Annotated in this window: 14 protein-coding genes and 2 tRNA genes; 6 read left to right on the top strand and 10 right to left on the bottom strand. The window is 63.9% G+C overall.

The features are described 5' to 3' along the window. Positions 1 to 283: 283 nt before the first annotated feature. The 6 genes from S6FBBBH3_RS09030 to S6FBBBH3_RS09055 all read left to right on the top strand — a co-directional run bounded on the left by S6FBBBH3_RS09030 (position 284) and on the right by S6FBBBH3_RS09055 (position 8,675). Positions 284 to 1,840 (top strand): FGGY-family carbohydrate kinase, encoded by a 1,557-nt coding sequence (locus S6FBBBH3_RS09030; protein WP_232008777.1) that lies wholly within the window; start codon positions 284 to 286, stop codon positions 1,838 to 1,840. 335 nt (positions 1,841 to 2,175) lie between these two features. Then, a complete protein-coding gene (locus tag S6FBBBH3_RS09035) occupies positions 2,176 to 2,508 on the top strand; it encodes a hypothetical protein (RefSeq protein WP_120177435.1) in 333 nt (110 codons plus the stop codon). A 145-nt stretch (positions 2,509 to 2,653) separates the two neighbouring features. Beyond that, the gene (locus S6FBBBH3_RS09040; RefSeq protein WP_120177436.1) at positions 2,654 to 5,215 is read left to right on the top strand and encodes a heavy metal translocating P-type ATPase; all 2,562 of its coding nucleotides are present in this window, start codon (positions 2,654 to 2,656) and stop codon (positions 5,213 to 5,215) included. A gap of 12 nt (positions 5,216 to 5,227) precedes the next feature. Beyond that, positions 5,228 to 5,818, top strand: coding sequence for an HMA2 domain-containing protein (locus S6FBBBH3_RS09045; RefSeq protein WP_120177437.1), 591 nt, complete (start codon positions 5,228 to 5,230; stop codon positions 5,816 to 5,818). Positions 5,819 to 5,828: 10 nt separating this feature from the next. Then, entirely contained in the window at positions 5,829 to 6,251 is a 423-nt protein-coding gene (locus tag S6FBBBH3_RS09050; RefSeq protein ID WP_120177438.1) for a hypothetical protein, read from the top strand. 234 nt (positions 6,252 to 6,485) lie between these two features. Continuing rightward, positions 6,486 to 8,675 carry an inorganic phosphate transporter gene (locus S6FBBBH3_RS09055; protein ID WP_120177439.1) on the top strand — a complete coding sequence of 730 codons (2,190 nt, stop codon included), beginning with the start codon at positions 6,486 to 6,488 and terminating at the stop codon, positions 8,673 to 8,675. A gap of 130 nt (positions 8,676 to 8,805) precedes the next feature. Here S6FBBBH3_RS09055 and S6FBBBH3_RS09060 read toward each other — a convergent pair whose 3' ends face one another. From S6FBBBH3_RS09060 to S6FBBBH3_RS09110, 10 genes are all read right to left on the bottom strand, one after another. Next, positions 8,806 to 9,516 (bottom strand): response regulator, encoded by a 711-nt coding sequence (locus tag S6FBBBH3_RS09060; RefSeq protein WP_120177440.1) that lies wholly within the window; start codon positions 9,514 to 9,516, stop codon positions 8,806 to 8,808. Next, a complete protein-coding gene (locus tag S6FBBBH3_RS09065; RefSeq protein ID WP_120177441.1) occupies positions 9,513 to 12,329 on the bottom strand; it encodes a sensor histidine kinase in 2,817 nt (938 codons plus the stop codon). The genes S6FBBBH3_RS09060 and S6FBBBH3_RS09065 overlap by 4 nt, the downstream gene beginning before the upstream one ends. A gap of 27 nt (positions 12,330 to 12,356) precedes the next feature. Beyond that, a complete protein-coding gene (gene kdpC / locus S6FBBBH3_RS09070; protein WP_232008778.1) occupies positions 12,357 to 13,091 on the bottom strand; it encodes a potassium-transporting ATPase subunit KdpC in 735 nt (244 codons plus the stop codon). 22 nt (positions 13,092 to 13,113) lie between these two features. After that, complete coding sequence (gene kdpB, locus S6FBBBH3_RS09075; protein WP_120177442.1) at positions 13,114 to 15,201, bottom strand: potassium-transporting ATPase subunit KdpB; 2,088 nt, start codon at positions 15,199 to 15,201, stop codon at positions 13,114 to 13,116. A 12-nt stretch (positions 15,202 to 15,213) separates the two neighbouring features. Further along, positions 15,214 to 16,902, bottom strand: coding sequence for a potassium-transporting ATPase subunit KdpA (gene kdpA / locus S6FBBBH3_RS09080; protein ID WP_120177443.1), 1,689 nt, complete (start codon positions 16,900 to 16,902; stop codon positions 15,214 to 15,216). Between the two features lie 424 nt (positions 16,903 to 17,326). Further along, complete coding sequence (locus S6FBBBH3_RS09090) at positions 17,327 to 18,889, bottom strand: ABC transporter permease/substrate-binding protein (RefSeq protein WP_120177445.1); 1,563 nt, start codon at positions 18,887 to 18,889, stop codon at positions 17,327 to 17,329. Next, positions 18,886 to 20,073: an ABC transporter ATP-binding protein gene (locus S6FBBBH3_RS09095; protein WP_123957692.1), complete on the bottom strand. Its 1,188-nt coding sequence runs from the start codon at positions 20,071 to 20,073 to the stop codon at positions 18,886 to 18,888. Before S6FBBBH3_RS09095 ends, S6FBBBH3_RS09090 begins: the two co-directional genes overlap by 4 nt. A 129-nt stretch (positions 20,074 to 20,202) precedes the next feature. Continuing rightward, entirely contained in the window at positions 20,203 to 22,104 is a 1,902-nt protein-coding gene (locus S6FBBBH3_RS09100) for a SurA N-terminal domain-containing protein (protein ID WP_120177447.1), read from the bottom strand. Between the two features lie 137 nt (positions 22,105 to 22,241). After that, positions 22,242 to 22,318: transfer RNA gene (locus S6FBBBH3_RS09105), tRNA-Asp, on the bottom strand. A 108-nt stretch (positions 22,319 to 22,426) separates the two neighbouring features. After that, positions 22,427 to 22,503: transfer RNA gene (locus S6FBBBH3_RS09110), tRNA-Asp, on the bottom strand. Between the last annotated feature and the right edge of the window lie 165 nt (positions 22,504 to 22,668).

Here is a 22,668-nt window from a genome sequence, read left to right on the forward strand (position 1 = left end):
ATTTTACCCGACGTTTGCCGCGGGCCATGCGGGGGTGCCCGTGGGCCGACGGGATTCGGGAAGCGTACGAATTTCCCTTGAAAACCAGCGAGTTCAACGGGGTTTGCGTTCGAACGTCCGCAGGCGGGACGGCTCGCCCGACGATCGCACGGAAAAGTCGCCCGCAAAGGGCTTCGCTCTAGGCAAATCCCCTGATAAAATTCTGCTTTTCCACCCCCGGGCATCCCGCAGGGTCTCTCATTTTCCAGGGTTTACAGAGATGGATAAGAACGAGAAGTTGTACATGGGCTTTGACGCCGGCACGCAGAGCGTCAAGGTGGCGGTTTATGACGGCAATTTCCAACCCGTAGCGACCCGCAGCCTTCCGACGACCCTGCGCTATCCGCATCCGGGCTGGGTGGAAATGGATGCGGACAATTACGTGGCGGTGACGCTCGAGTGCATGAAGGGCGTGGTTGACGATCTGCGCGCGGCCGGGCGCGATCCTGCGAACATTGCTTCCGTCATGGGCGACGGGATCATCTGCGGGATCGTCGGCATCGACCGCGAAGGCCGCGCCGTCACGCCGTACATCAACTACCTCGACAGCCGCACGACCGACGACGTCGAAGCGCTCAACGCGCGCGGGCTCGAGATCTGGGGGCGCGAAACGGGCAACCCGGAAGCGAGCCCCATGTTTCCCGCGATGTTCGCGCGCTGGTTCCTGCGCAAGCACGAAGGGTTCCGCGAAAAGGGCGTGAAGTTCGTGCACAACGCTCCCTACATCCTCATGCACCTCGCGGGCCTTGCGGCCGAAGACGCCTTCATCGACTGGGGCGCCATGTCGGGCTGGGGGCTCGGCTACGACGTGAAGGAAAAGCGCTGGTCGCCCGAGCAGCTCGAAATCCTCGGGATCGATCCCGCCTACATGCCCCGGATTTTGAAGCCCTGGGACCGCGTCGGGGGGCTCTCGGAGGCCGTCGCCCGCGAAACGGGTCTTCCCGCGGGCATTCCGATTCTCGCCGGTGCGGGCGACACGATGCAGTCGATGCTCGGCTCGGGCATTTTCGAAGCCAACCAGGGGGTGGACGTCGCGGGCACCTGCGCCATGTTCTGCGTTTCGACGGACGGGATCGTCCCCGAACTCTCGAAGCCCGGCATGGGGCTCGTCTTCAATTCGGGGACCCTTCCCGACACGTACTTCTACTGGGGGTTCGTGCGTACGGGCGGGCTCGCCCTTCGCTGGTTCAAGGACCACGTCTGCCGCGAAGAAGGGAACGGCGACTACTACCGCGAACTCTCCGAGGGCGCTGCGAAAGTGCCCGCGGGCTCGAGGGGCGTCCTCTTTCTCCCCTACCTCACGGGCGGCAACGGCGACGAGAAGGACGCCTCGGGGTGCTTCCTCAACATGACGATGGACGACGATCAGTTCGTCATGTGGCGCGCCGTGCTCGAGGCGATCGGGTACGACTACATCGGGCTTGCCGACAACTACCGCAAGGCGGGGGTCGACCTCACCCGCATCACCGTGACGGAAGGAGGTTCGCGCGACGACCTCTGGAATCAGATCAAGTCCGACATGCTTGAAGCGAACATCGTGCGCTTCAAGAACCCGGGCGGCGCCGTGCTCACGAACTGCATCTTCGGCGCCTGGGCGACAGGCGGCCTCGGCGGCGAAGCGGAGGATCCGGCGCCGCTTCGCGAAGCGCTCGCCGCGGCGATCACGCCTTCGGGCGCGTTCGAGCCCGACGCCGCACGCTCGCGCGCCTACCGCGAACTCTACGAAATGCGCCGTTCGCTCGTGGCCGTCGACATGAAGGCGGCCTTCGCGAAGCTCGTTCGCATGCGCGACGTGCACTGAGCGATTCCGATACGCCGAAGGACGTCGACATCCCGACGCTCACCGAACGCCCTTTCGACCGACCCCGGTCAAAAGGGCGTTCGTGTTTTTACACCTTCCGTTTTCGTTTTTTCCCGCGTCCTGCCGCTCCGTTGCGTTCTTTTTCGTCCTTTTTCGCGTTTGAGCTTCTTCCGCAGGCGACGACGCCCTAAAATGAATTTTCAAGTCATGCAAACCGACGGATGTGTCAACGCCTACCGTCGGCGCCTTCGGGCAAAACGGACGTGCGGACGACCGCCCCTTTTTGCTCCCGCATCGAATACTTCGCGTTGAACTCTCGCTAGGAATCTAAAAACATGAACGAAACGACGAAATACGGTCTCATCTTCCTCGGCGGCGTGGTGGTCGGCGCGCTCGGCGCCTGCGCGATTTCCCGCGGCAAGCTCAACATCAAGCCCCTTGCGGCCGACCTCGTCTCGGGCGGTCTGGAGCTACGCGAAAAGGCGCTTGCCGCCGTCGAAGGCGTGAAGGAAGACCTCGCCGACGTGGTCGCCGAAGCCCAGGTGAAGGCCCAGGAACGCCGCGAAGCCGCGGAACTGCGTGAAGCCGCGGCCGCCGAAGCCGCCGCGCCCGAAGCGGCCGAAACGGTTGAAGCGAAGCCCGCTCCCGCCGTGACGCCCGCCTGCTGATCGAGCCGGGCTCTTTCCGACTCTTTCCGGCTCTTTTCCTTACGCCTGCGACTAAGTCCCGAGGCGCGCCCTGCGCGCGCCCCGGCTTTTTCCGCCGACTTTCTCCGCCCGGAGCGCCGCGTGCGCCCCGGGCGTCGGGTGCATTATGAATTTCGAACTTGTTCATGCGGCCGGCACGCGCGAACGTTGGAAGACAACGAGTACGCTCACGCGTGCGTCGGCCGCATTGCTTGCCGACGAGGTGGCCGCCATCGAGGGCGTGACGGGCGTTACCGTCAACGCCCGCACGGGCTCGGTCGTCCTCACGGTTGCGAGCGCCGCGGCGAAAACCCGCACGTACCTTTACTTCGAATCGCTGAAGCGCGTGCCGCCCGTTCGGCGCCGTCAGCCGCGCACGAGCGCGGACAACGAGGCGCTGCGCGAAAAAGCGCGCGACGACGCCCGCAAGCTCCTTCACGCCGATGCGGCGACGCTCGTTCGCGAAACGCTTCCGAGCACGGAACGCTGGATTCCGGCCGAAGGCACCGAACCCGGTGCGACGGCGGGCGCCCCGCAACCCGCGCGCACCCGCATCGGGCGCTTCGTCGAGACGCTCGTTCGGGGCTTCGCGCATATGCCGATTCTCGAACTGATCGACCGCATCAAGGCGCTTTTCGCGCACGCGTTGCCGCTCGGACGCGCCGGCGCTCGGGGTGCTCGGGCTCTTCAGGCCGCGCCCGCGGGGGTTCCCGCTGCGGCTTCGGTTGCGGATGAAAACGACGCCTCGGCGGAACTCGACTTCGCGCCGCTTGCGCGCTACGTCTTCCTGCGCCCGATGCTCCCGATGCTCGTCAACACGGCAAACGCCGTGCTCGGCGCGATTCCGCGTCTCGTCGACGCCGCGAAGGAGCTCATGCACGGTCGACTCAACGTCGAAGTGCTCGACGGCGCGGCCATTCTCATTTCGCTTTTGCGGCGCGACTTCCGTACGGTGGGGCTTCTCGTGCTTCTGCTTGGCCTCGGCGAGATGCTTGAAAATTACACCCGCAAGAAGTCGCTCGCGTCGCTTGCCGATCAGCTTGCGATCAAGGTCGACCGCGTCTGGATCCGCTCCGAAGGCAAGGTCCGCTCGATTCCGCTTTCCGAACTTTCGGACGACGACGTCGTGGTCGTGCGTTCAGGCTCCGTCATTCCCGTCGACGGCGTGGTGCTTGCCGGGGATGCCGCCGTCAATCAGGCGACGATGACGGGCGAGCCCCTCCCCGTGCACCGCACGACGGGCGGGAGCGTCTTTGCGGGGACCGTGGTCGAAGACGGCGAAATCGACATTCGCCCGACCGCCCGCGGCGACCGCTCGCGCCTCTCGAAGATCGTGCGCTTCATCGAAAATTCCGAAGCCGCCAAGGCGGGGATTCAAGGGAAGGCAGAGCGCCTCGCCGACGCGATCGTCCCTTACAACCTGCTTCTCGCGGGGCTCGTTTTCCTCGTGACGCGCGACCTCACGCGCACGGCCTCCGTGCTGCTTGTCGACTACTCGTGTGCGCTCCGACTCGCGACTCCGCTTGCGATTCTCACCGCCATGCGTACCGGCACCGAAAAGGGCGTGCTCGTGAAGGGCGGCCGGTTCCTCGAAGCGCTCTCCGAAGTCGACACCGTGGTCTTTGACAAGACGGGCACCCTCACCTCGGCCGCGCCCGTGCTCTCCGACGTCGTGCCGCTTTCGCCCGACTACGACCGCGATTCGATTCTGCGCCTTGCAGCCTGCCTCGAAGAGCACTTCCCGCATCCCGTCTCGCGCGCGGTCGTGCGTGCCGCCACCGCCGAAGGGCTCTTTCACGACGACGAGCCGCACGACACCGAAGTGCGCTACATCGCCGCGCACGGCATCTGCTCCGCGGTGCGGGGCGAAAAGGTCGTGCTCGGGAGCCGTCACTTCGTCGAGGACGACGAAGGGGTCGACGTCACGCCCGCCGATGCGGCCGTGGCGACGCTTGCCGACCAAGGGAAGTCGATTCTCTACATGGCCGTGGGCGGACGCATTGCGGGCGTTCTCGGGATCGAAGACCCCATACGCGAAGAAGCCCGCGAAACGATTGCGCGACTGCGCGAGAGCGGCATTCGCAAAATCGTGATGCTCACGGGCGACGGCGAACGCACCGCGCGCCACGTGGCCGAGTCGCTCGGGCTCGACGACTTCCGCGCGCAGGTGCTCCCCGAAGACAAGGCAAAGCACGTCGAGGCGCTCAAGCGCTCGGGCGCCAAAGTCCTCATGGTCGGGGACGGCATCAACGATTCGCCCGCGCTTTCCGCCGCCCACGTGGGCGTGACGCTGCGCGACGGGACCGACATCGCCCAGGAAGTGGCGGACGTCGTGCTCACCGAAAACCGTCTGAGCGACCTCGTTACCGCAATCGACCTCGGGAAAGCCTCCATGCGCCGCGTGAAGCAGAATTTCACGCTTTCCGTCGGGCTCAACACCGCGTTTCTCGCGGGGGGTCTTACGGGGACGCTCACGCCCGCGGCGGGTGCGCTTTTGCACAACGCCACGACGATCGGCGTTTGCCTCAACGCGATGCGCTCGCCCGTCGAGCCGCTCGAGCCGCGTCGGTCGCTTGCGCACGCGATCGAAGACATCACGTCGAACGTGCGTTCGACGGTGAGCGACATCGAAGCGAAACTTGCTCCGACCGTTGCCGCCGCCGACGCTCCGGTCGTCGCCCGTACGTAAAGGAGATTCGCCATGACGATTTACGAATCCGTCCGTTCGCTCACGCCCGGCCGCGCCCGACTGCGCCACGAGGCGCTCCGGGGGCTTGCAACCGACGAGGTCGAGTCGCTCGTTGAAACCGTCCGCAACATGGACGGGATCACCGGCGTCACGATCAACCCTCGGGTCGGGAGTTTGCTTGTCACCTGGGATACGGAGAAGACCGACGCCCGGACGCTCCTTGAGGCGGCGGAGTGGTTCCTCGCGAGCCGCGAAGCGTTGGTTTCGACGGAAGCTGCCGAAGCCTCGTGCGACGCCGCGAGTGAAACCTCCTGCAGTTGCTTTTCCGCTCTCAAAGCGGGAGCCGAAATGCTCGATCGCGTCGAGCACCTGATCGAGCCCGCGGGCGGGCGCATTCTCGACGGACTCAGTCCCTTCCTTGCGCCCGACGTCAAGAAGGGCGGTCGCGCACGACGCGTCACGCAAAACCGCTTGATGCTCGCGGGCTTTGCAGGAAGTCTTGCCGCACTTGCCGTTCGCGGTACCGCCGCGCACGTCGTTTTGGGCGGCGTCTTCACGGCCCTTTTGACGGTGCACCTCTGGCAGCACCGGCGCGTACTCTGAGGTTACCCCCGTGACGATTTTTCAAACCGGCATTCGGGGTCTCGGGGGCTTGCTGCTCCTTGCCGCGGGAGCAGCGCTCGTACTTCTTGCGGGGGCGTTGCTTCTTGCCTTCGGCGTTCTCGTACTCGTTGCGCTCGGGGGGCTTTACCTCACGTCGCCCGAAGAGAGTCGGACGCTCGTCAAAGCCGTCCCTCGAAAGATTTCCGAGTGGATGCGCGAGATGCGCGCCATGGTGGAATACGCGGGAAACGTTCTGCTGACGGCGCTCGGAAAGCGCCCGCCGCAGGCCGCAGAAGCCACAGAAGCCGCCGAGGCCGCTAAGGCTGCTCCCGAAGCATCCTCGGCGGAGTCGACCGACTCGGAGGGCTCCGCCCCTCGGGAAGTGCTTCCCGAAGCGCCCGAGACGCGATCCCGCGAAAGCGACCCCCGCTGAAGCGTTTTTGACACACTTCCGCTCCGCGAAGCCCGTCCGACCCGCGTGTCCGACGGGCTTTCTTTCGCTCGGGGACGCAACGTCCTTGTCATCCATTCGTCATCGTTTTTCGATCTTCGAGGATGTTTACGACGGTTTTTCGGGGGTGTTTCCGCGAATGTCACAGTTCTGTCATAAAGTTGTCATATTCGACCACTACCATTCGGGAGCCTCTTACTCGGAGCAGTACCTCCCATGGATCCGTTTCTTTTGACAGCTCTCGGTCTTCTCGGCCTTCTCGCCGTGCTCGACCTCTTCGTCGGCGTGAGCAACGACGCCGTCAACTTCCTCAACAGCGCCGTCGGTTCGCGCACGGCCCCCTTCCGCATCGTGCTCACGGTCGCCGCGGCGGGCGTGCTGCTCGGCGCGACCTTCTCCTCGGGCATGATGGAAGTCGCCCGCTCGGGCGTGCTGATGCCCGAAAAGTTCACCTTCAACGACGTGATGGTGGTCTTTTGCGCCGTCATGGTCGCGGACGTTCTCCTTCTGAACCTCTTCAACGCGCTCGGGCTTCCGACGTCGACCACGGTGTCGATCATCTTCGAGCTCCTCGGCGCAACGGCGACCCTCGCCTTCTGGAAGATCTGGCAGGCGGGCGAACCCCTGGCCGACATCGGCGCCTACGTCAACAGCGGCAAAGCGCTCTCGATGATCATGGCGATTCTCGTCTCGGTGGCGGTGGCCTTCGTGGCGGGTCTCGTGGTGCAGTTCCTCCTGCGTCTCGTCTTCTCCTTCCGCTACGAAAAAGCCTACCGCTACCTCGGGGGGCTCTTCGGCGGCATTGCGATGACGTCGCTCTTTTACTTCCTCATCATGAAGGGCGCCAAGGGGGCTTCTTTCATGACGCCCGAGCGACTCGCCTTCTTGAAGGACAATTCCGACCTCATCCTCTGGAGTTGCTTCATCGGTTTCACGGTCGTCTTCCAGGCCCTCATCACGTTCTTCAACACGAACGTGCTCCGTTACGTGATCCTTGCGGGGACGTTCTCGCTGGCGTTTGCCTTTGCCGGCAACGACCTCGTCAACTTCGTGGGCGTGCCGCTTGCGGCTCTTGACTCCTGGCACATCTTCAGCGCGGCGCCCGGTGCCGACCCCGCCGTCTTTACGATGGAAGGTCTTCGCGAACCCTTCGCCGCCTCGACGGGCTGGCTCGTCGCTTCGGGCCTCGTGATGGTGGTGACGCTTTACTGCTCGAAGAAGGCCCACCGCGTCATCCGCACGTCGGTGAACCTTTCCTCGTCGACTCGCGGCGGTCGCGAGCAGTTCGGCTCGTCCTTGCCCGCCCGCGTGCTCGTTCGTGCGTCGCTTAACGCCAACACGCTCATCCGTCAGTTCCTCCCCGAGTCCGTGCTCGAAGGGATCGGCTCGCGCTACAAGAAAAAGACCCTGCAGCCGGGCGAACGCGAACTTCCGTTCGACGAAATCCGCGCCTGCGTGAACCTCGTCGTCGCCGCGGCCCTCATCGCGTCGGCTACGAGCCTGAAGCTTCCGCTCTCGACCACGTACGTCACCTTCATGGTTGCGATGGGCTCGTCGCTTGCCGACGGCGCCTGGGACCGTGAAAGCGCCGTCTATCGCATCTCGGGCGTTCTCACCGTGATTTCGGGCTGGTTCATGACGGCGCTTTCCGCCGCCACGCTCTGCGCGGTCGTGACGCTTCTTTTCCAGACCTTCGGCATGGGTCTCATGATCGCCGGCATGGTGGTGGCCCTTGTCGTCATCATCAAGACGAACTTCCTCACAAAGGAAAAGGAAAAGTCGATCGAAGAAGACGAAGGCATCGCCGGGGGCGACGTCGAAACGATCCGCACGCTCCTCAAGGAAGCGATTCCCGTCGAGCGCGCCCGCACGATCGAGCTCCTTGCCGACTCGATCGACGCCTTCCTCGTCGCCGACGCTCAGAAGCTCACGGACTGCCGCGACGCGGCCGTCGATCTTCTCGAAGAAGTGTCCGTTGCCCGCGGCAACTACTACCGCATGGCGCTTTACCAGGGCACCAAGGCCGACCGCGACGCGCGCAACTTCTACTACCGCTCCTACTCCGCGATGAAGGATCTCGCCCACGGTCTGCGCGACCAGGTGAGCGTCACGGAAAACTACGTGAAGAACAGCCACTCCGCGATGACGGGGCTCATGGCCGAAAATCTCAAGCAGATTTCCGCCGAACTCAATCGTCTCAAGGCGGACTTCACGACCGAACGCGCTCAGGCGCTCCTCACGCTCCTCGACAAGGCGCAAAGCGACTACCTCGTGCAGTCGAACGCCGAGTCGGTGTCTCTCCGCAAGAGCGAACTCTACCTCGGGAAGATCCTCTACACGCGCGAACTCGTGACGCGCTACCAGATGGTTAGCTTCCTCGAAGCGCGCCTCAACTTCCAAGCTTAATCTCGCTCGATCCGTCGGACTCGGCGCATACCTCCCGGCGAGGGAGCGCCGCGAGACCGAAATCGCAAAAGGCCTCGCTTTCCCGGAAGCGAGGCCTTTCTCTTTTTCCTGCTTTCGTGCGAATCGTTTCTCACACCGCCAGGCGGTAGCCCACGCCGATTTCGGTCACGAACCACTTCGGGCGCGCGGGATCGTCTTCGAGCTTCGTACGCAGGTGCTGCATGTAGATGCGAAGGTAGTGAGGCCGGTCCGCATAGGGCGACCCCCAGACCTGCTGCAAGAGGACGCGTTGCGTAAGGACCTTGCCGCGCGATTCGACGAGGACCTGCAGCAAACGGAATTCGAGCTTTGTGAGGTGAACGGATTCGCCTCGCTTCTTAACCGTGCGGGCGGCGAGATCCACCTCGACGTCTCCGATATGCACCACCGAGCCGTCGGCGCCCGCCACCGCCGTAAGCCCCCGGCGGCGCATCTGCGCGCGCACGCGAGCGAGAAGTTCCGCCATCCCGAAGGGTTTCGTGAGGTAGTCGTCCGCACCGAGGTCGAGCGCCTTCACTTTCTGGGCTTCCTCCGTACGAGCCGAAAGGACGATGATCGGCACGGCCGATTCGGCGCGCGCGCGGGCGATGATTTCGGAGCCGTCCCCGTCGGGAAGGCCCAGGTCGACGATCAGCAGGTCCGCGCGGCTCAGGCGCACGGCGCGCAGTCCCTCGCGGAGGGTCCCGGCGGACTCGGTCGTAAAACCTTCGCGCCTCAGGGCTTCTTCCACGAAGCGGGCGATGGCGGGTTCGTCTTCGACGACGACGGCATGCGGTTCGGCGGCGGTATTCGTTTCGGTCATGCGCGGGGCTCCTCGGGGGCTTTTGCGGGTGCGGGCGACTGATCGGGTTGAGCGATCTCGGACGGTTCGAGCGATTCGTGAGATTCGAGAGCTTCGATCGGCTCGTCTTCGTCGCCCAACACCGTCTCCTCATTGTCGAGCGTCTCGACGGGAACGTGGGGAAGAACAACCGTAAAGGCGGCACCGCCCATGCCGGAGGTCGTTGCGAAAATCTCCGCCCCGTGTGCGCGGGCGATCGTGCGGCAGATGGCAAGCCCGAGGCCCACGCCCGTCACGTTGAATTCTTTCTGCCCGCGCCGGAAGGGATCAAAGAGCCTCTGGGGATTCCCCTGCGGCAACCCCGGCCCGTTGTCGGCCACGCCGAGGACGACGGAATTGCCGCGACGCACGGCGCTGCAGACGATGTGCGTGCCCGCGGGAGTGTATTTCACGGCGTTGTCCAGGAGGTTCGCAAGCACCCGCACCATGAGCACTTCGTCGCAATAGACGAGCGGGCAGTCGGGTTCGACCTCGACCGTCACGACGTAACGGTCGAGCCTCTCGCCCAACTCCGAAATGCCGATTCCGAAAAGCTCCTCGGCGGGAATCCAGTTGAGGTTGAGTTTGATGCGCCCCGACTGAAGGCGCGCCATCTCCAGGAGGTTTCCGACCAAGCGCTCCATGCGCACGGCGTCGGCTCGGAGGTTTTCGGAGTCCTCAAGAATTTTGCGCTCGAGCGCCGCGTCCCGACGGTTCGGCTCGGACGCAACGAGCTGCTCCGCGGAGGCGCAGAGCTCTTCGCTCGCGAGTCGAAAGCCCGTGATCGGGGTTCTCAGATCGTGGGAGAGCGACTGAATGAGGGTGAAGCGCATGCGCTCGGCTTCCATCGAAACGAGTGCCCTACGGGCTTCTTCGCCCGAGGCGATGCGCTCAAGGGTCAGCGCCCCGAGCGCTGCAAGCGCTTCGACAAGGCGAATGCCGGTGCCGTCCGCGGGCTCTGAGAAACTCACGACCATGACCGCCCTCACGTGCCCGCCCGACATGAGGGGGACGTAGCGGTACGGGGAGGAAGAGAGCGTTTGCGTTCCCGCACCCGCTTCGCCCCCGTGGTCGAAACACCACCGCACGACGGCGGGGTCGACCCGAGAAAGGGAGGCGTCGATCCTCTCCAACTCCCAGTCGCCTTCGGTGCGCTCCTCTTCGGGATCATCCGAGGCGGTCGGGCGCCAGTATTCGCTTTCGACATTCATGTGGCGGTGAAGCCTCCCGCGCAGCACCGCATAGACGTCCTCTTCAAGGACCGCACCCGAGAGTTCGCGCGCCGCGTCAAAGAGCATTCGCGTCTGGTGTTCGCGCTCGTTGATCGACTTCACAAGGCGCTGTCGGTGAGCGACAAGCTGCCCGGCCGCAAGACCCACGATCAGCATCACGGCGAAGGTGATGAGGTACTGCGTGTCGCTCACGGCAAAGGACCAGCGCGGTTGCACGATCGAGATGTCGAACGCCAACACCGAGAGAACGGCCGCGAGCGCGGCCGGACCGCTCCCGTAGCGAATCCCGCAAAAGAGCACGCCGAGCAGATAAAGCATCGCGTGGTTCGTGGGCTCCATCACCGAGGTAAGCGGCAAAAGGAGCCCCAGCGTCAGTAGGACGATCACCACCGCCTGCACGTACCCGTCGAACCCCGGGCGAAATTCTCCGAAGACGTCTTTGAAAAGCGCGATGGGACCCGTCGCATCGCCGCGGCGGGAGAGTTCGAGCAGATGCAGCTCGGGGGCGCTTCGGCGCAGCGCGCGGCGCCTCGCCTCCTCGATCCAGCGGTTCGCGGCCACGACGTCGACGAGCGAGAGGTTGTGTTCGCGCGCGTAGCGGCTCACTTCGTCCGCGTAGGTGCCCGCGAGCACGTCGACCTTCGCCCCCAATTCGCCCGCAAAGCGCAGAAGCGCTTCGACTTCGGGGTTCGAGGCGAACTTTCGCCCCGACTCCATCCAGACGACGTGCCAGGGCGACGAGAGCGAGCGCGCCATGCGGGCCGCTTCGCGAACGGCGCTCTCCGAAACGCTTTCAAGCACGACGAGAAGGCCGAATCCCGTGTCGTCGATCGAGCGGCGGGTGGAGCGGCGCCGCTCGGTGCGGATCTGCGTCTCCATGCGGCTCGTCATGATGCGAAGCGCCAGTTCGCGCAACGCAATCAGGTTGCTGCGGCGGAAGTACGCGTCGCGCGCCCGCTCGACCACCTCGGGCAAATAGATCTTCCCCGCATTGAGGCGCACGAGCAGGTCGTCGGGCGGGAGATCGATGAGGCGCACTTCGTCCGCCTCGTCGAAAATGCGGTCGGGGACGGTCTCGGTGACGGCCACGCCCGTCACCCGCTCGACCACGTCGTTGAGGCTTTCCAAATGCTGGATGTTGAGGGCGCTCCAGACGTCGATCCCCGCTTCGAGAAGCTCTTCGATGTCCTGCCAGCGCTTCGCGTGGCGCGATCCGGGCGGATTGCTGTGCGGCATCTCGTCGATCACCGCGACGGAGGGGCGCCGGCGGAGAATCTCATCGAGGTCGAGCGTTTCTTCGACGACGGGACCGCGCTTGACGCGCAGGCGCGGAAGGATCTCAAGACCCCGCGTCAGCGCGTCCGTTTCCTTGCGCTTGTGCGTATCCACCCACCCGATGAGGACGTCGTAGCCCGCCGCGCGCCGTTGGTGCGCCTCGGAGAGCATGGCGTAGGTTTTACCCACGCCGGGCGCCATGCCGAGAAAAAGACGCAGTTTGCCGCGGCGGTGCTTGCGCGCCTCGGAAAGCATGGCCTCGGGATTGGGCCTCAGGTCGTCGCTCATCGGGGGTGGGACTCCGAAAAAAGTGGATCAGGAACCGCGGGCGGTCGAATCGACGCCGTCAAGCGGTTCAGACGGCTCGGACGGCCGGGACGCTTCTCTCGCCGCAGTCGCTTCGTGCGTTGCGAAGCTTTCGAGCATCTTTCCCGCCGCATCCGCAACGCGCAGGTTCAATTCCAGCACGTTCACGAGGGGCTCGGGCCCCATGGCCAGGAAAGGTTCGCGCGCCGTCTCGCGCACGAGCGCTTCGAGCCGTTCGGGGGCGAGCCCGCTCGTGCGGGCGACCCGGGGAATCTGGTAGAGCGCGGCCGAAAGCGAAATGTCGGGGTCGAGCCCCGAGCCCGAGGCCGCGAGCAGCTCGGCGGGAACGGGGGCCGCGGAGCCCGTGAGGCGCTGCCAACGCTCGGCCCGCTCCGTCATCAACCGGGCAAGTTCGGGATTCGTCATCGCGAGGTTGCTCCCCGACGAACCCTTGGCATTGTAGTCGACCGCCGAAGGTCGGCCTTCGAAGAGCCCCGAATCGGTCCAATTCTGTCCGATGAGGCGCGATCCCACGGGACGCCCGTCGACGCGCACGACGCTCCCGTTTGCGCTCTCGGGCACGACGAGTTGAGCGACGCCCGTCACGAGCGCCGGGTAGCCTAGCCCCAAAACCGCGCTCAGAAAGAGGAAGATCCCGAGCGCCTTGCCGAGCGCAGCGCCCGCCGAGAGGGCGCTCGCTTCGGAGCGCGCACCCGTCGTTTCTTCGGTTCGCATGGTGTTCATACGTTGTTTCCTTTGCAATTCGTCAAACCAAGCCCAGACCCGAAATCAGAAGGTCGATCGCCTTGATGCCGGCAAACGGAATCACGACGCCCCCGAACCCGTAGACGAGGAGGTTGTGCCGCAGGAGTTCCGCGGCAGGCGCCGTGCGGTACCGAACCCCCTTGAGCGCGAGCGGAATGAGAGCGACGATTACGAGCGCGTTGAAAATCACGGCGGACAAAAGCGCCGAAGCGGGGCTTGCCAAGTGCATCACGTTGAGGACCGAAAGCCCCGGGTAGACCCCGGAGAAGGCCGCGGGGATGATGGCGAAATACTTTGCGATGTCGTTTGCGAGCGAAAAGGTCGTGAGCGACCCGCGCGTCATGAGCATTTGCTTGCCGACCCGCACGACCTCGATCAATTTCGTCGGGCTCGAGTCGAGGTCCACCATGTTCGCCGCCTCTTTCGCGGCGTTCGTCCCGGAATTCATCGCAACCGCCACGTCGGCCTGCGCGAGCGCGGGCGCGTCGTTCGTGCCGTCGCCCGTCATAGCAACGAGGTGCCCTTCCTTCTGGTAGCGGCGAATGGCTGCGAGCTTCGACTCCGGCGTCGCTTCGGCGAGAAAGTCGTCGACGCCCGCTTCGCTCGCGATCGCAGCGGCCGTGAGGTGGTTGTCGCCCGTGATCATGACGGTCTTGATCCCCATGCGACGCAGGTCCGCGAAGCGCTCCGAAATTCCGGGCTTCACGATGTCCTTGAGTTCGACGACACCGAGCACCCGACCGTTGACGGCAACGACAAGAGGGGTCGAGCCGCGCGAGGCCACCGCATCGACCTGACGGTCCGTTTCGCGCGGCAAGGTCTTGCCGCATTGCGCAACGAGCGAGCGAAGTGCGTCGGGGGAGCCTTTGCGGATTTCACGCCCGTCGGGGAGGTTCACTCCCGACATGCGCGTCTGGGCCGAGAAGGGAACGAAGGCCGCACCCTTCGGGAGTTCGTTCGCCCAGCGAGCGTTCGCTTCCGAGCGGGCGAGTTCGACGATCGACTTCCCTTCGGGCGTATCGTCGGCGAGCGACGCCAGGAAACTCGCTTCGAGGAGCATTTCGCGTGCGACCCCGGGCGCGGGGTAAAAGGCCGAAGCGCGGCGGTTCCCGAACGTGATCGTCCCCGTTTTGTCGAGCATCAGGACGTCGATGTCGCCCGCAGCTTCGACCGCACGGCCCGAACGCGCGATGACGTTCGCAGCCATGAGGCGCGACATCCCCGCGACGCCGATCGACGACAAAAGTCCCCCGATCGTCGTCGGGATGAGGCAGACGAGAAGCCCCACGAGCACGGTGTAACCGATCACTTCGCCCGAGCCGCTTGCGGCAACGGCAAAGTCCGAGAAAGGAAGAAGCGTCGCCGTCACAAGCAAAAAGACGATTGTGAGCGCGACAAGCAAGGTGGAAAGCGCCGCTTCGTTCGGGGTCTTCCCGCGCTTGGCCCCTTCGACCATCGCGATCATGCGCTCGATGAAGGATTCGCCCGGCTCGACCGCAGCACGGACAACCAACCAGTCGGAGACGACCGTCGTACCGCCCGTCACGGACGAGAAGTCTCCGCCGTTCTCGCGAATAACGGGCGCGGATTCGCCCGTGATCGCCGACTCGTCGACGGACGCGACCCCGAGAATCACTTCGCCGTCGCACGGGACGACTTCACCCGCCTTGACGAGGACGACGTCCCCTTTGCGAAGTTCCGTCGAATCGATGCAAACGCAAGGGGCATCGGGCCCGAGCGTCGCGGCGTCGGGATTCTCGATTCGGTGCGCGACCGTTTTCTTGCGAAGCCCCTTGAGGGCCCGCGCCTGGGCTTTTGCCTGACCTTCCGCCATCGATTCGGCGAAATTCGCAAAGAGCACCGTGAACCAGAGCCAGAGCGCCGTTTGGAGCGCAAAGGAAGCGTCGTCGCGCCCGTACCCGGCAAAGCTCGCGGCGGCAATCGCCGTCGTGAAGATGGCGCCCAGGTAGACGAGGAACATCACCGGGTTTTGCAACTGCACGCGGGGGTCGAGCTTCTTGAAGCTTTCCCCGAGTGCTTCCTTCAATACGACCGCGTCGAAAAGCGGTCTTTGGGTTTTCTTACTCATCTTTTTTTCTCATCAGAAGGCGGGGAGCATGAGGTATTCGGCCGCCGCGCCGAGCGCGAGGGCGGGTACGTAGGTGAGCGCTCCGACCAAGAGCACGACGCCGACGAGAAGTCCGCAAAAGAGGATCCCGTACGTGGCGAGCGTCCCCGAGGAGGGCGGCACCGCACGCAGCCGGCTCAAAGAGCCCGCGAGCGCGAGCACCACCGCGATGACGGCGAAGCGCCCGAACCACATCGCCAGACCGAGCCCGATGTTGTACCAGGGGGTGTTGGCATTGAGCCCCGCAAAGGCCGAGCCGTTGTTGTTCGCGGCGGACGCCCAGGCGTAGAGAATTTGGGAGAACCCGTGGGGGCCGGGGTTCGTGATCGAGCTCGTACCCGCATCGAATAGGACCGAGGCCGCAACGCCCGCAAGCACGATGACGGGAGTGACGAGCATCCCGAGGGAGGCGAGCTTCATCGACGAGACACCGATCTTCTTTCCGACGTACTCGGGCGTGCGCCCCACCATGAGACCCGCCACGAAGACCGTGACGACGATGAAAATCATGATCCCGTAAAAGCCCGCACCGACCCCGCCGAAGACGACTTCTCCGAGCAGCATCAAAAGCGTCGGCACGAGCCCGGCCAAGGGCGAGAGCGAATCGTGCATGTTGTTGACCGCACCGCACGACGCGGACGTGGTCACAACCGAAAAGAGGGACGAGTGCGAAAGCGCAAAGCGCATTTCCTTCCCTTCGAGGTGCATTTGCGAGGCCGCAGCGCCGAAATTCGTCGCAAAGCTCCCCGCTTCGCTCTCAAACCAGGCAAAGACGAGCACCGCCGCGACGAACATCACGGCCATCGCGCCCCAGACGGTCCAGCCCTGACGGGTGTCGCGCACGAGGCACCCGAACGTGTAGCAAAGGCCAGCGGAAATGATGAAGATCGCGAGACATTCGCCGAAATTCGCGAGAGCCGTCGGGTTCTCAAAGGGATGCGCGGAATTCACGTTGAAAAAGCCCCCGCCGTTCGTGCCGAGAAGTTTGATCGCTTCCTGGCTCGCCACGGGCCCCGTGGAAGCAACCGCAGCGGGGTCGGTCCAAGAGCCGATCGTCGTTGCCGCGTTCCACGTCTGCACGACCCCTTCGCTCGCGAGAAAGAGGGCGAAGAGGACGCTCATCGGAAGAAGGAGCCACAAGTTGATGCGCACGACGTCAGCCCAGAAATTTCCGAGTTCGTGCGTTTCCGAGCGGGCGATGCCGCGCATCACGACGAAGGCAACCGCGATCCCGGTGGCGGCGGAGACGAAATTCTGCACCGTCAGACCGAGCATCTGAGAAAGGGGCGAGAGCGTGGTTTCACCGCCGTAGGACTGCCAGTTGGTGTTCGTCACGAAGGAAATCGCCGTATTGAAGGCCTGATCGGGCGCCATGCCCGCAAAGCCTTCCGGGTTGAGCGGCAGATACCCCTGCACGCGCAGAAGAAGGTACAAAGCCGCAACGCCGATCACGTTGAAGCTCACGAGCGACACGGCGTAGGTCGCCCAGGTCTGCTCGTGCGCGGGGTCGATGCGAAGAAAGCGCATCAACGCTGCGTCGACGCGTCGGACGCACGCGGGGGCACGCCCCTCGGCCATCGGGAGCATCCAAAGGCCGACGGGCTTCGTAAGGAGTGCGAGCGTCAGAAGAAAAATCAAAAGAAGTTCGATCGTTGAAAACATGGTGAACCTCGTCGGGGTGCGAAAGGGACGCATCGCGTCCCGCGCCCTCAGGCGTCAAGGAGCGCCCGCAGGAGCCACACGAGCAAAAGCGCACACGCCAAGAGAAATAGCAGTTCGGTCATCGGGGACCTCAAAACCCGCAAAGAAAAAAGGCGACGCTGCGGGAGGAGGCGTCGCTCGAAGGCGGGGTGCGGCAGGGCGCCGTTCGCCCCTCCGACCCCTCGGAGCACGCTCCGAACACTCGGGGATCCTCAACGGCCCCGGTTCGCGTGCATGAAAGACGTAAAAAATTTCAGGAGTCCGTAGGTTGCGGCGGCCGCAACGAGAACGCCCAGAACCACGGCTTCGGACATGTTTCCTCCGTTGACTGGCTTTACGTACGGAACCCATTCTAGGAATCCGTCCGTAAAAGCCGAATAAAAACTCATACGAGGCCGCGAGCGCTCAGGAATTCGCGCGCAACGTCCGCGGCGTTCTTCCCCTCGACGTCGACCGCGCGGTTCATGCGGCGCATGTCTTCGTCGCTTACCGCCCCCGCCAGGAGCTCAAGCGCGTCGAGCACTTCGGGGCGCTGCGACTCGAGTTCGCCCCGCACGACGTAAATCGCGTCGTAGGGCGGGAAAATGCGGTCCGCGTCCTTCAAAAGCACCGAGGGCGTTTTGGTGAGGAGCGCGTCCGTCGCGAAGCCGTCCACGACGTCGACCTCGCCCGAGGCGAGCGCCTCGTAGCGAAGCGCAGAATCGAGGCCGCGCACTTCGGTAAAATCCGCCGAGCCGTAAAACGACTTCATTTTCGGAAGGCCGTCCTCGCGCTCGATGAAGTCGACCGTGGCGCCGAGCCGCAGGTGCGGCGCCGCACGCACAAGGTCCCGCACGGTCGTGAGACCGAGCGCTCGGGCCTTCTCCGCCGCAACCGCCATCACGTACGTATTGTTGAAGCCGAGGGGCTTCGTGACCGCCGCGCCGTACGAGCGGCGCATCCCGTCGACCACACGCCGGTAGACCGTGTCGGGATCGGTCGTGTCGACGTTTTCCTTGAGGATGTTGGCAAGGGCCGTCCCCGTATAGACGGGCAGGATGTCGACGTCGCCCGACTCCAGAGCGGCCGTACCGAGACGAAGGCCGCCAAGGTTGAAGCGTCGTTCGACCGCCAGGCCCGTACGCGCTTCGATGAGTTGGGCGGCCAGATGACCGACGATCGTGCTCTCCGTGAAATTGAACGACCCGACGACGATGCGGGGCTCGGATGCGGCCGCCGCCGAACGCACCCCCTGAACGACCGGAACCGCGAGAAGCGCGGCCGCAACCGCCGCCAGAAGGAGCGCCTCGCACCGCCGGCGGGGGCGTTCCGCGTGTTTGGCCGGACGTGCGAGCGCTTCCATGCGCCCGAGCAGAAAATCGAGCCCGATCGCCGTGAGCGACGCGGGAATCGCCCCGAGAAGGACGAGTTCTGTGCTCTGCGAATTGAGCCCGACATTCACGAACCAGCCGAGACCGCCCGCGCCGGCAAAGGCGGCGATCGTCATCGTGCCGACGCTCGAGACGGCCGAGACGCGAACGCCCGACATGATGTAGGGAAAGGCGAGCGGCAGCGACACCCTGCGAAGGCGCTGCCACTCGCTCATGCCCATGCCGCGCGCGACCTCAAGGAGTTTCGGATCGACCCCTTGGAGTCCGGTGTACGTCCCCTTCAGAATCGGAAGGAGCGCGTAGACGATCACCATCAGCACCGCCGACGGCGCGCCGATCCCGACGACGGGAACGAAGAAGGCGAGAAGCGCGATGCTCGGAATCGATTGCAGCACGTTCGCCGCGCCGAGCAGGACGCCCGCGAGCGCGCGCGAGCGCTGCATGCGGATGCCGAGCGGTATGCCGATCAGAAGCGACACGACGACCGCCGCCATCGTCATCCCGAGGTGATCAAGGAAGAGGTCGCCGAGTTCCGCGCGGCGCTCGAGAAAGACTCGAATGAAAGCATCGAACATCATGCGGCCTCCCCGCTCTGCGCGGCACCCTTCGGGAGGACGCTTCGCGACATCATCGCGAGGAAGGTCGCGTGTTCGATCGAACCGAGAAGCTTTTCATCCGCGTCGACGACCGCAATCGGCGCGTCGCTCCGGTAGAGCTCCCGCTCGACCATGGCTTCGAACGTGGTCGAGCGTTCGACGACGGCTTCGACCGGTCGGACGGAGCGTGCGATCGAGGTCGGCAGGAAAAAGCGCGCCCGAAGGTCTTTTGCGGTGACGCGTCCGAGGAGTCGTTCCTCGTCGGAAACAACGAAGAGCGTTTCCGTTTCAAAGGCCTTCATCGTACGCAGCGCCTCGCGCACCGAGCGATCGGGGCGGATCGTCGGGCACTCGGCTGCCGTCAGTTCTTCGGCCCGGATGAGGTCGGGGTTCTGCCAGAGCTTCTCTTTCCCGATGAAGCGCCGAACGCCCGCCGTGGCCGGGTGCTTCAGAATCTCTTCGGGCGCGGCGTTTTGCACGATGCGACCGTTTTCGAGAACGCAAATCCGATCGGCCATGCGAATCGCTTCGTCCATGTCGTGCGTGACGAAAAGCACCGTCTTGCCGAAGGCCTCCTTGAGCCGCACGACCGCGTCCTGCAGACTCGTACGCGTCACGGGGTCGAGCGCCGAGAACGGTTCGTCCATGAGCACGATCGGAGGCTCGGGCGCGAAGGCGCGTGCAATCCCCACGCGTTGACGCTGCCCGCCCGAGAGTTCCGCGGGGTAGGCGTCGCGATGGATCGCGGGGTCGAGCCCCACGAGTTCGAGCATTTCGTCGATGCGACGCTCAAGCGCCTCGGTTTTGCCGGCAAGTTCGAGCGCGAGCCGGATGTTTTCCGACGCGCTCAGATGCGGAAAAAGCCCGCCCTCCTGCACGACATAGCCGATGAAGCCCGGAAGACGCGCGAGCGGAAACTCGGTGACGGGACGACCGTCGACGAGCACCTCGCCCGAATCGGGCGCATGGAGGCGGTTGACGAGTTTCAGAAGCGTGGTTTTGCCCGAGCCGCTCGCGCCGATCAGGGCGCAGAGTTCGCGGTCGGGTACGGTGAGGTCGATCCCGCGCAAAACGGGACGATCCCGATAGGCGAGCGTGACATTGCGAAATTCGATCATATCGACGGAAATGAGGCCGATCCCGCGGCCTTGTTGCAATCCCGTCACTCTAGAGGTCGCGCCGTAAAAACCGTCTATGAATGTGCGCCTTGGGCCTAAAAGCCGTATAAAAAGCCCGCCTCGGCTTTCGCCGGGCGGGCTTGGACGTGAAGCCGCGTCCGATTGTGGAAACGGGGCTTACTCTTCGTTCGCCTGCGTTTCACCCTTCACGAACGCTTCGTTTTCGATGCGGGCGTTGAGCGTCGCCTTGAGCGCGTCGAGGTAGCCGATGCGGTCGGCTTCGCCGTAGATGCCGGCGAGTTCGCTCGTGAGGCTGCGGATCTGAGCTTCGGTCGGTTCGACGAGCTTCGAATCCTTCACATAGGCGATGATGTAGGCGCCCCCCTCGACCTGCGTACCGACGAAAGCGGGGAGCTTGTCGGCGGGGTAGGAGATTTCGGCGTCGATCAGCTCGACGGGCTGACCCTGCGTCTTCTGGCGCGAAACGCGCACGGGTTCGGCAAAGCCTTCGAGGCTCTTCGAAGCGCGCACTTCGGCGAGCTTCTTCTCGCCGTCCGCCTTCGCGAGTTCGCGGGCGCGTTCGAGCTTGAGCTTCTCGACGATCTGAGCCTTCACGTCTTCGTAGGGACGCACGGCCGTCGGGAAGTGTTCGAGCACGCGGGCGGAAACGAGCACGTTGGAGCGCACTTCGATCGCGCTCGTGTTGCGCTTTTCCTTGAGGCTTTCGTCGCCGAAGAGCGACTCGACGAGGTGCTCCGTGATGATCGGACGCAGTTCCGGATCCGTCACGCCTTCGCGCGTCACGTTGTCGACCGTTTCGATCTTGAGGCCGAAGCGTTCGGCGGCGGGTTCGAGACTGTCGGGCTGTTCGTAGACGATGTTCGTGAACTCTTCGGCCTTTTCCGAGAATTCGCGGATCGCCATCTGTTCGACGTACTCGTGTTCGATCTCGCCCTTCACCTCTTCGAAGCTCTTGCCGTGCTCGGGACGGATGTCGGTGACGTAGATGATGTGGTAGCCGAATTCGGATTCGACCGGACCGACGATGTCACCCTTCTTGGCGGCATAGACGGCGTCTTCGAAGGGCTTGACCATCAGGCCGCGACCGAAGAAGGAGAGGTCGCCCCCGTCGTTGGCGCTGCCGGTGTCGGCGGAATTGGCCTTGGCGAGTTCGGCGAACTTCGAGGGATCGGCCTTCGCTTCGGCAAGGAGCTTTTCGGCCGTCTTCAAGGCGGCCGCCTTGTCGTCGCCGAATTCGATCAGGATGTGGCTCGCTCGACGTTCTTCGGGCACGACCCAGCGGTTCTTGTTCTGCTCGTAGTAAGCCTTGATCTCGTCGGGATTGGGCTTCTGGTCGCGGAAGTTTTCGGGCGAGAATTCGACGTACTGAATCTTCACGTGTTCGGGCGCCATGAATTCGTCGCGGTGCGCGTCGTAATAGGCCTTCGATTCTTCGTCCTTGACGACGAGGGTATCGAGGTAGTCGGTGGCGTTCACGATGAAGGTCTGCACTTCGCGCTCTTCGGTAAGCACGTTGTGGAGTTCGCGAACGAGCGCCTTCGGCACGGGATAGGTGCCCGCAACGCCCGAAAGGAGCACTTCTTTCGACAGGTCGCGGCGGATTTCGGCGACGAACTGCGCGTCGCTCTTACCCTGGCTCTGGAGGAACCGTTCGTAGAGTTCCGTGGAGAACTTGCCGTCGACCTGAAGGGCCGCGGCGTTCTTGATGAGGTTGACGGCATCGGCTTCGGAGACGTCGACGTACTCGGCCGCAACCGTCTGCGTCACGGCGGACTCGTCCATCAGAGCGCGCACGATCGCTTCACGCGCTTCGGGCGACTCGAGCATGTTGGCGCGGAAGTTTTCCCCGAGCTGCTGGCGGAAACGCTCGAGCTGCTCGCGCTTGGCGCGGTCGAAGTCCTCGGGCGTGATCGAGGCGTCGCCCACCTTGGCGATCGAGTTGTCGGCCTGAGTCATGCGGTTGTACGAGTAGATCCCCGTCACCACGAAACTCGGAATGATCAGCACCATGGCGATGAACATCAGCCAGCGCTTGTGATTGCGAAATGCCTGAAGCATGAGTCACCCTATAGATCCCGTTTCGTCTCGCGAGGGCGAAACGGCGTCGATGATTGCGTTCTTTTTTTTCGGCCGTGCGCGTCGTACGGGCAAGAAAAAAGGCGAACCCTTCGGTTCGCCTTTCCTCAAGAATTCGTTGGCGGAGTGGACGGGACTCGAACCCGCGACCCCCGGCGTGACAGGCCGGTATTCTAACCAACTGAACTACCACTCCACGCTGTGCGCGTTTGGCAGGCTTAAACCTAAGTTCGACATTTTAGCGAACTTTGCTCGATTTCGTGGATCCGTTTGTTCACAAGGGTTTCAAACCCTCGGAAGTAGTTGGCGGAGTGGACGGGACTCGAACCCGCGACCCCCGGCGTGACAGGCCGGTATTCTAACCAACTGAACTACCACTCCATTCCACTGAGCTTTGTTTCAGCCTAGAGGACGAATTATACCGATTTCGAAAAGTTTGTCAAGTCGTCTCAACAACTTTTTTATTCGGTTCTCAAAGCAGCTCTCGTCCGGGAACGTCTTTGATGCTGTCTCGTTTCCGAGGCATATAAAAGCCGTTTAACGGGC

It is taken from the genome of Sutterella megalosphaeroides (assembly GCF_003609995.1).
Lineage (GTDB): Bacteria > Pseudomonadota > Gammaproteobacteria > Burkholderiales > Burkholderiaceae_F > Sutterella > Sutterella megalosphaeroides.